This window comes from Mycobacterium sp. 852014-52450_SCH5900713, from assembly GCF_001667075.1.
Taxonomy (GTDB): Bacteria; Actinomycetota; Actinomycetes; order Mycobacteriales; family Mycobacteriaceae; genus Mycobacterium.
Genome location: NZ_LZIL01000015.1, coordinates 24,484 through 31,701, shown reverse-complemented (window position 1 = coordinate 31,701; position 7,218 = coordinate 24,484). Strand labels below are relative to the sequence as shown.

Below are 7,218 nucleotides of genomic sequence, written 5' to 3'. Positions count from 1 at the left end.
GGGGAGCCCCCGGCGCCCGCGGGCAACGCCCCACCGGCCGACGTACCCCCGGCCGAGCAGCCGGCGCCGCCCGATCCGCGCAAGGAGCTCGCCGACCGCATCGCCGATGAGAAGAAGTGGCGGCAGAGCACCCGCCAGGGCGTCCAGTTCCTCGCTTTGCAGTTCCAGGCGACCCGCTGCGACAAAGAGGACATCCTGGCCGGCAACGACGATCCGAACCTGCCGCTGGTGACGTGCTCGACCGACCACAAGGTGGCCTACCTGCTGGCGCCGTCGATCATCAGCGGCGACCAGATCCAGGACGCCACGTCCGGCATGAACCAGCGCGGCATCGGTTACGTCGTGGATGTGCAATTCCGCCCCGCGGCGGCGAACACCTGGGCGGACTTCACCGCCGCCCACATCGGCACCCAGACCGCGTTCACGCTGGACTCCCAGGTGGTCAGCGCCCCGATGATCCAGGAAGCCATCCCCGGCGGCCGGACCCAGATCACCGGCGGCGACCCGCCGTTCACCGCCGCAACCGCCAAGCAGCTGGCCAACGTCCTGAAATACGGTTCGCTGCCGCTGTCCTTCGAGGCTTCGGAGGCCCAAACCGTCTCGGCGACACTGGGATTGACCTCACTGCGAGCGGGGCTGGTCGCGGGTGCAATCGGCTTGGTTCTGGTGTTGCTGTACTCGTTGTTGTATTACCGGGTGCTCGGCCTGCTTACGGCGCTATCGCTAGTCGCTTCCGGCGCAATGATTTTCGCGATCCTGGTGATCCTGGGCCGTCAGATCAACTACACCCTGGACCTTGCGGGGATCGCGGGTCTGATCATCGGTATCGGTACCACGGCGGACTCGTTCGTGGTGTTCTTCGAACGCATCAAAGACGAGATCCGCGAAGGCCGGTCGTTCCGATCGGCGGTGCCCCGGGGCTGGGTGCGGGCCCGCAAGACGATCGTGTCGGGCAACGCCGTGACCTTCCTGGCCGCCGCGGTGCTGTACGCCCTGGCGATCGGCCAGGTGCGGGGATTCGCCTTCACGTTGGGCCTCACCACGATCCTCGACGTCGTGGTGGTGTTCCTGGTGACCTGGCCGCTGGTCTACCTGGCGTCCAAGTCGTCGACGTTGGCGAAACCCGCATACAACGGCCTGGGCGCAATACAGCAGGTCGCCCGCGAGCGCCGGGCTTCGTCGAACGTCAAGACGGGACGGGGATAGCGTGATGGCCTCCAAAGGCAAGGCTGACGCCGAAGCGACCGAGATCACCGAAGCCTCGGAGGGCGCCACCGAGTTGACCGATAGCGGCGCCGGCCTGCCGCGTCATAGCTTCCTGTCGCGCCTCTACACCGGCACGGGCGCCTTCGAGGTGATCGGGCGTCGCCGGTTGTGGTTCGGCATCAGCGGCGCGATCGTCGCCGTCGCCGTATTGAGCATCCTGCTGCGCGGCTTCACCTTCGGGATCGACTTCAACGGCGGCACGACGGTGTCGATGCCCGCCGCGGGCGCGACCGGCCAAGTGCAGACGTCGCAGGTGTCCGACGTCTTCCGCAAGGCCATCGGCCGCGACCCGGAATCGGTGGTGATCGTCGGCAACGGCGCCTCGGCCACGGTGCAGATCCGCTCCGAAACGCTGTCCAACGCCCAGACATCCACGCTGCGCAACGCCCTGTTCGACGCGTTCGGACCCAAGGGAGCCGACGGAAAACCGAGTAAACAGGCCATCAGCGACGCGGCGGTCTCCGAGACGTGGGGCGATCAGATCACCGACAAGGCGCTGATCGCGCTGGTGGTGTTCCTGGCGTTGGTCAGCCTGTACATCACGGTGCGCTACGAGCGGTACATGGCCATCTCCGCGCTGACGACCATGGTCTTCGACCTGACCGTCACCGCAGGGGTGTACTCCCTGGTCGGTTTCGAGGTCACCCCGGCCACCGTCATCGGTTTGCTGACGATTCTCGGTTTCTCCCTGTACGACACCGTCATCGTGTTCGACAAGGTCGAGGAGAACACCCACGGCTTCCAGCACACCACCCGCCGCACCTTCGCCGAGCAGGCCAACCTCGCGATCAACCAGACGTTCATGCGCTCCATCAACACCAGCCTCATCGGGGTGTTGCCGGTCCTGGCGCTGATGGTGGTGGCGGTGTGGCTGCTGGGCGTCGGGACACTGAAGGACCTGGCGCTGGTGCAGCTGGTCGGCATCCTGGTCGGCACCTACTCGTCGATCTTCTTCGCAACGCCGCTGCTGGTCACGCTGCGCGAGCGCACCGAGCTGGTGCGCACGCACACCCGCCGCGTCGCTCGGCGCCGCAAGGCTGGCGCCGAGCCCGAGGAGGCGAAGTCCACCGACGAAGAATCGGCGTCGCCGGAGACCACGGCGGCCGACTCGGCACCGTCTGACAAGCCCGCACCGAGCAAGCCGGCGCCGGGTGCGCGCCCGGTGCGGCCGACCGGGACCCGGCGTCCGAGCGGCAAGCGAAACGCCGGCCGGCGGTAGTCGCTATGGCCGCCAGGTATCGCCTCGTCGGGGGCGCTATCGGTCTGGCCGCAATGCTCGTGGCGGCGTGCACGCTGGCGGCGTGCTCCGGCAGCACCGCCTCCCAGATCGACTACGTGGTCGACGGCCCGCTGGTCACCTACAACACCAATACCGTCGTCGGCGCCGCGTCGGCCGGGGCGCAGGCGTTCGCGCGCACGCTGGCCGGCTTCAGCTACCACGGCCCCGACGGGCAGACCGTCGCCGACCGTGATTTCGGCACCGTGTCGGTGGTGGGCGGTTCGCCGCTGGTGTTGGACTACCAGATCGCCGACAACGCCGTCTACTCCGACGGCAAGCCGGTGACCTGCGACGATCTGGTGCTCGCCTGGGCGGCCCAGTCCGGCCGGTATCCCGACTTCAACGCCGCCACCCAGGCCGGTTACCTCGACATCGCCAACGTCGAGTGCCTGCCGGGGCAGAAGAAGGCCCGGGTGTCGTTCGTCCCGGACCGCGGCATCGTCGACTACAACCAGCTATTCACCGCCACGTCGATGATGCCGTCGCACGTCATCGCCGACGAGCTGCACGTCGACGTGACCGCGGCCCTGCTGAGCAACAACGCCCAACTCGTGCAGCAGATCGCCAAGCTGTGGAACACCATCTGGGACCTCAGGCCCGGGCTGGACCTCAAGCACTTCCCGTCGTCCGGCCCGTACAAGATCGAGCGCATCCTGGACCGCGGCGCGGTGGTGCTCGTGGCCAACGACCGGTGGTGGGGCCCCAAGGCGCTCACCAAGCGGATCACCGTCTGGCCCCAGGGGCCCGACATCCAGGACCGGGTCAACAACCGCAGCGTCGACGTGGTCGACGTGGCGGCGGGCTCCTCCGGAACGCTGACCACCCCGGACAACTACGACCGCGTTGATTCGCCGGCGGCGGGCGTCGAGCAGCTGATCTTCGCGCCGCAGGGCCCGCTCTCGCAGCCCAAGGCCCGCCGCGCGCTCGCCCTCTGCACGCCCCGCGACACGCTCGCGCGCGACGCCGGGGTGCCGATCGCCAACTCGCGGCTCAACCCGGCCGCCGACGACCCCGTCACCGCCGCTGACGGCGCCGCCGAGGCCGGCCAATTCGGCAAGGCGGACCCCGCCGCCGCCCGCGACGCGCTCGGTGGCGCCCCGATGACGGTGCGGATCGGCTACCAGGGGCCCAACGCGCGCCTCGCGGTCAACGTCGGGGTGATCGGCAAATCCTGTGCCGCGGCCGGCATCACCGTCGTCAACGTCGCCCTGGACAGCTCGGGGCCGCAAGCGCTCAAGGACGGGAAGATCGATGCCCTCTTGGCCAGCACGGGCGGGGCCGCCGGCAGCGGGTCCACGGGGTCGTCGGCGATGGACGCCTACGACCTGCACACCGGCAACGGCAACAACCTGTCGGGCTACTCGAATCCGCAGATCGACAACACGATCGGGGCGCTGGCGGTGTCGGCCGACCCCGCCGAGCGCGTGCGGCTGCTGGGGGAGGCGGCGCCGGTACTGTGGGGCGACATGCCCACTTTGCCCCTCTACCGGCAGCAACGGACGCTGCTGATGTCGAAGAAGATGTATGCCGTGAGCAAGAACCCGACTCGCTGGGGCGCCGGCTGGAACATGGACCGATGGGCCCTGGTCCAGTGACGAGCGTCGGCGGAAGCGCCTCGGTGACCGACGTCATCGCCTCGCTGCTGCGCGAGGTGTCCGACTTTCCCAAGCCGGGGGTGCAATTCCGGGACCTCACCCCGTTGTTCGCCGATCCGGCGGGGCTGGCGGCGGTCACCGACGCGCTGGCCGAGATCGCGGCGGGCGCCGACCTGGTGGCCGGGATCGACGCCCGCGGGTTCCTGGCCGCGGCGGCGGTCGCCGACCGGCTGCGCACGGGGGTGCTGGCCATCCGCAAGGGCGGCAAGCTGCCGCCGCCGGTGTACGCCGAGCATTACGACCTGGAGTACGGCAGCGCGACGCTGGAGATCCCCGCGGACGGCATCGACCTGCGCGGACGCCACGTCGTGATCATCGACGACGTGCTGGCCACCGGGGGCAGCCTGGCCGCGGCGGCCCGGTTGCTGGAACGCACCGGGGCCACCGTCATGGCGGCGGCGGTGATCCTCGAACTGACCGCGCTGGGCGGTCGTCAGGCGGTCGCGGGGTTGCCGCTGCACAGCCTGAGTCAGCTCTAGCCCGGCGACGATGCGCGCCGCTACGCGGCGTGAGGTGGGGGGCACCACCCAGCTGCGAAGCGGCGAGGGGGCGAGCGGGCGATCAAACCGAGCCTGGGCGCACCGCGCGATATCCTCGAAGTCGGAGGTGACCAACGTGGCGGACGACAAGAGCGCGGCGCAGGCGCTTGACGTGCCCACTGACGTCGGTGACGCCCTGCTGGTCGGGGAGCCGGTGACGGCGCAGGCCGAGCCGCCGGAGCCGGCGACCGAGACGCTGAAAACCTCCAGCAGCGCGTCGCGCCGGGTGCGGGCCAGGCTGGCCCGGCGGATGACCTCCCAGCGCACCACGCTCAACCCGGTGCTGGAACCGCTCGTGGCGGTGCACCGGGAGGTCTATCCGAAGGCCAACGTGTCGCTGCTGCAGCGCGCCTTCGAGGTCGCCGACCAGCGCCACGCCACGCAGTTCCGCCATTCCGGTGATCCGTACATCACCCACCCCCTGGCCGTCGCGAACATCCTCGCCGAATTGGGCATGGACACCACCACTTTGGTGGCCGCGCTGTTGCACGACACCATCGAAGACACCGGCTACACGCTGGAGGCGTTGAGCGAGGAGTTCGGCGAGGAGGTGGGCCACCTCGTCGACGGCGTGACCAAGCTGGATCGGGTGGTGCTGGGCACCGCCGCCGAGGGCGAGACCATCCGCAAGATGATCACCGCGATGGCCCGCGACCCCCGGGTGCTGGTGATCAAGGTCGCCGACCGGCTACACAACATGCGAACCATGCGCTTCCTGCCGCCGGAGAAGCAGGCGCGCAAAGCCCGCGAGACGCTGGAAGTCATTGCGCCCCTTGCACATCGGCTGGGTATGGCCAGCGTCAAGTGGGAACTCGAAGACCTGTCCTTCGCGATCTTGCATCCGAAGAAGTACGACGAGATCGTCCGCCTGGTCGCCGGCCGCGCGCCGTCCCGCGACACCTACCTGGCCAAGGTCCGCGCCGAGATCACCAACACGCTGAACGCGTCGAAGATCAAGGCGACGGTCGAGGGCCGGCCCAAGCACTATTGGTCGATCTATCAGAAGATGATCGTCAAGGGCCGCGACTTCGACGACATCCACGACCTGGTCGGCATCCGCATCCTGTGCGACGAGATCCGCGACTGCTACGCCGCCGTCGGCGTCGTGCATTCCCTGTGGCAGCCGATGGCGGGACGGTTCAAGGACTACATCGCCCAGCCCCGATACGGCGTCTACCAGTCGCTGCACACCACGGTGGTGGGCCCTGAGGGCAAGCCGCTGGAAATCCAGATCCGCACCCGCGACATGCACCGCACCGCCGAATACGGCATCGCCGCGCACTGGCGCTACAAGGAAGCCAAGGGCCGCAACGGCGTTCCGCATCCGCACGCCACCGCCGAGATCGACGACATGGCCTGGATGCGGCAACTGCTCGACTGGCAGCGGGAGGCCGCCGACCCGGGCGAGTTCCTGGAGTCGCTGCGCTACGACCTTGCGGTGCAAGAGATCTTCGTGTTCACCCCCAAGGGTGATGTGATCACCCTGCCGAACGGGTCGACGCCGATCGATTTCGCCTACGCGGTGCACACCGAGGTCGGCCACCGCTGCATCGGCGCCCGGGTCAACGGCCGGCTGGTGGCGCTGGAACGAAAGCTGGAAAACGGCGAAGTCGTCGAGGTTTTCACGTCGAAGGCGTCCAATGCCGGGCCGTCGCGGGACTGGCAGCAGTTCGTGGTGTCGCCGCGCGCCAAGGCGAAGATCCGGCAATGGTTCGCCAAGGAGCGGCGTGAGGAGGCGCTGGAGGCCGGCAAGGACGCCATGGCCCGCGAGGTGCGCCGCGGCGGACTTCCGTTGCAGCGCTTGGTCAACGCCGAATCCATGGCCGCGGTGGCCCGCGAGCTGCACTACGCGGACGTGTCCGCGCTTTACACCGCGATCGGCGAGGGCCACGTGTCGGCGCGCCATGTCGTGCAGCGGCTGCTGGCCGAGCTCGGCGGGATCGACCAGGCCGAGGAGGATCTCGCCGAGCGGTCCACGCCGACGACCATGCTCCGGCGCCCGCGCAGCAGCGACGACGTCGGCGTCTCGGTCCCCGGCGCCCCGGGCGTGCTGTCCAAGCTGGCCAAGTGCTGCACGCCGGTGCCCGGCGACCAGATCATGGGCTTCGTCACCCGCGGTGGCGGAGTCAGCGTGCACCGCACCGACTGCACCAATGCCGCGTCGCTGCAGCAGCAGGCCGAGCGCATCATCGAGGTGCATTGGGCGCCGTCGCCGTCGTCGGTGTTCCTGGTGGCCATCCAGGTCGAGGCGCTCGACCGGCACCGGCTGCTCTCCGACGTCACCCGGGTGCTGGCCGACGAAAAGGTCAACATCCTGTCGGCCTCGGTCACCACGTCCAATGACCGGGTGGCGATCAGCAGGTTCACCTTCGAGATGGGGGACCCGAAGCACCTCGGGCATCTACTCAACGTGGTGCGCAACGTCGAAGGCGTTTTCGACGTGTACCGCGTGACGTCCGCTGCCTGAGGCGGCTTAAGA

The 7,218-nt window shown here is 68.9% G+C and carries 5 protein-coding genes; all 5 read left to right on the top strand.

Annotated features, from left to right (window positions below):
* On the top strand, positions 1 to 1,206 hold a 1,206-nt coding region (gene secD, locus A5773_RS05450), incomplete at its 5' end, for a protein translocase subunit SecD (protein ID WP_067789864.1).
* 4 nt (positions 1,207 to 1,210) lie between these two features.
* The gene (secF, locus tag A5773_RS05445) at positions 1,211 to 2,485 is read left to right on the top strand and encodes a protein translocase subunit SecF (RefSeq protein WP_067789875.1); all 1,275 of its coding nucleotides are present in this window, start codon (positions 1,211 to 1,213) and stop codon (positions 2,483 to 2,485) included.
* Positions 2,486 to 2,490: 5 nt separating this feature from the next.
* Positions 2,491 to 4,140, top strand: coding sequence for an ABC transporter substrate-binding protein (locus tag A5773_RS05440; RefSeq protein WP_067789862.1), 1,650 nt, complete (start codon positions 2,491 to 2,493; stop codon positions 4,138 to 4,140).
* Positions 4,122 to 4,679 carry an adenine phosphoribosyltransferase gene (locus A5773_RS05435; protein ID WP_066958086.1) on the top strand — a complete coding sequence of 186 codons (558 nt, stop codon included), beginning with the start codon at positions 4,122 to 4,124 and terminating at the stop codon, positions 4,677 to 4,679. The genes A5773_RS05440 and A5773_RS05435 overlap by 19 nt, the downstream gene beginning before the upstream one ends.
* Positions 4,680 to 4,815: 136 nt before the next feature.
* Positions 4,816 to 7,206, top strand: a complete 2,391-nt coding sequence (locus A5773_RS05430) for a bifunctional (p)ppGpp synthetase/guanosine-3',5'-bis(diphosphate) 3'-pyrophosphohydrolase (protein ID WP_067789873.1) — start codon at positions 4,816 to 4,818, stop codon at positions 7,204 to 7,206.
* Positions 7,207 to 7,218 lie beyond the last annotated feature (12 nt).

Bases quoted from the DNA above. Each gene is read 5' to 3' on its own strand.
- secF (WP_067789875.1), top strand. From the start codon at position 1,211: ATGGCCTCCAAAGGCAAGGCTGACGCCGAAGCGACCGAGATCACCGAA.
- A5773_RS05440 (WP_067789862.1), top strand. From the start codon at position 2,491: ATGGCCGCCAGGTATCGCCTCGTCGGGGGCGCTATCGGTCTGGCCGCA.
- A5773_RS05435 (WP_066958086.1), top strand. From the start codon at position 4,122: ATGGGCCCTGGTCCAGTGACGAGCGTCGGCGGAAGCGCCTCGGTGACC.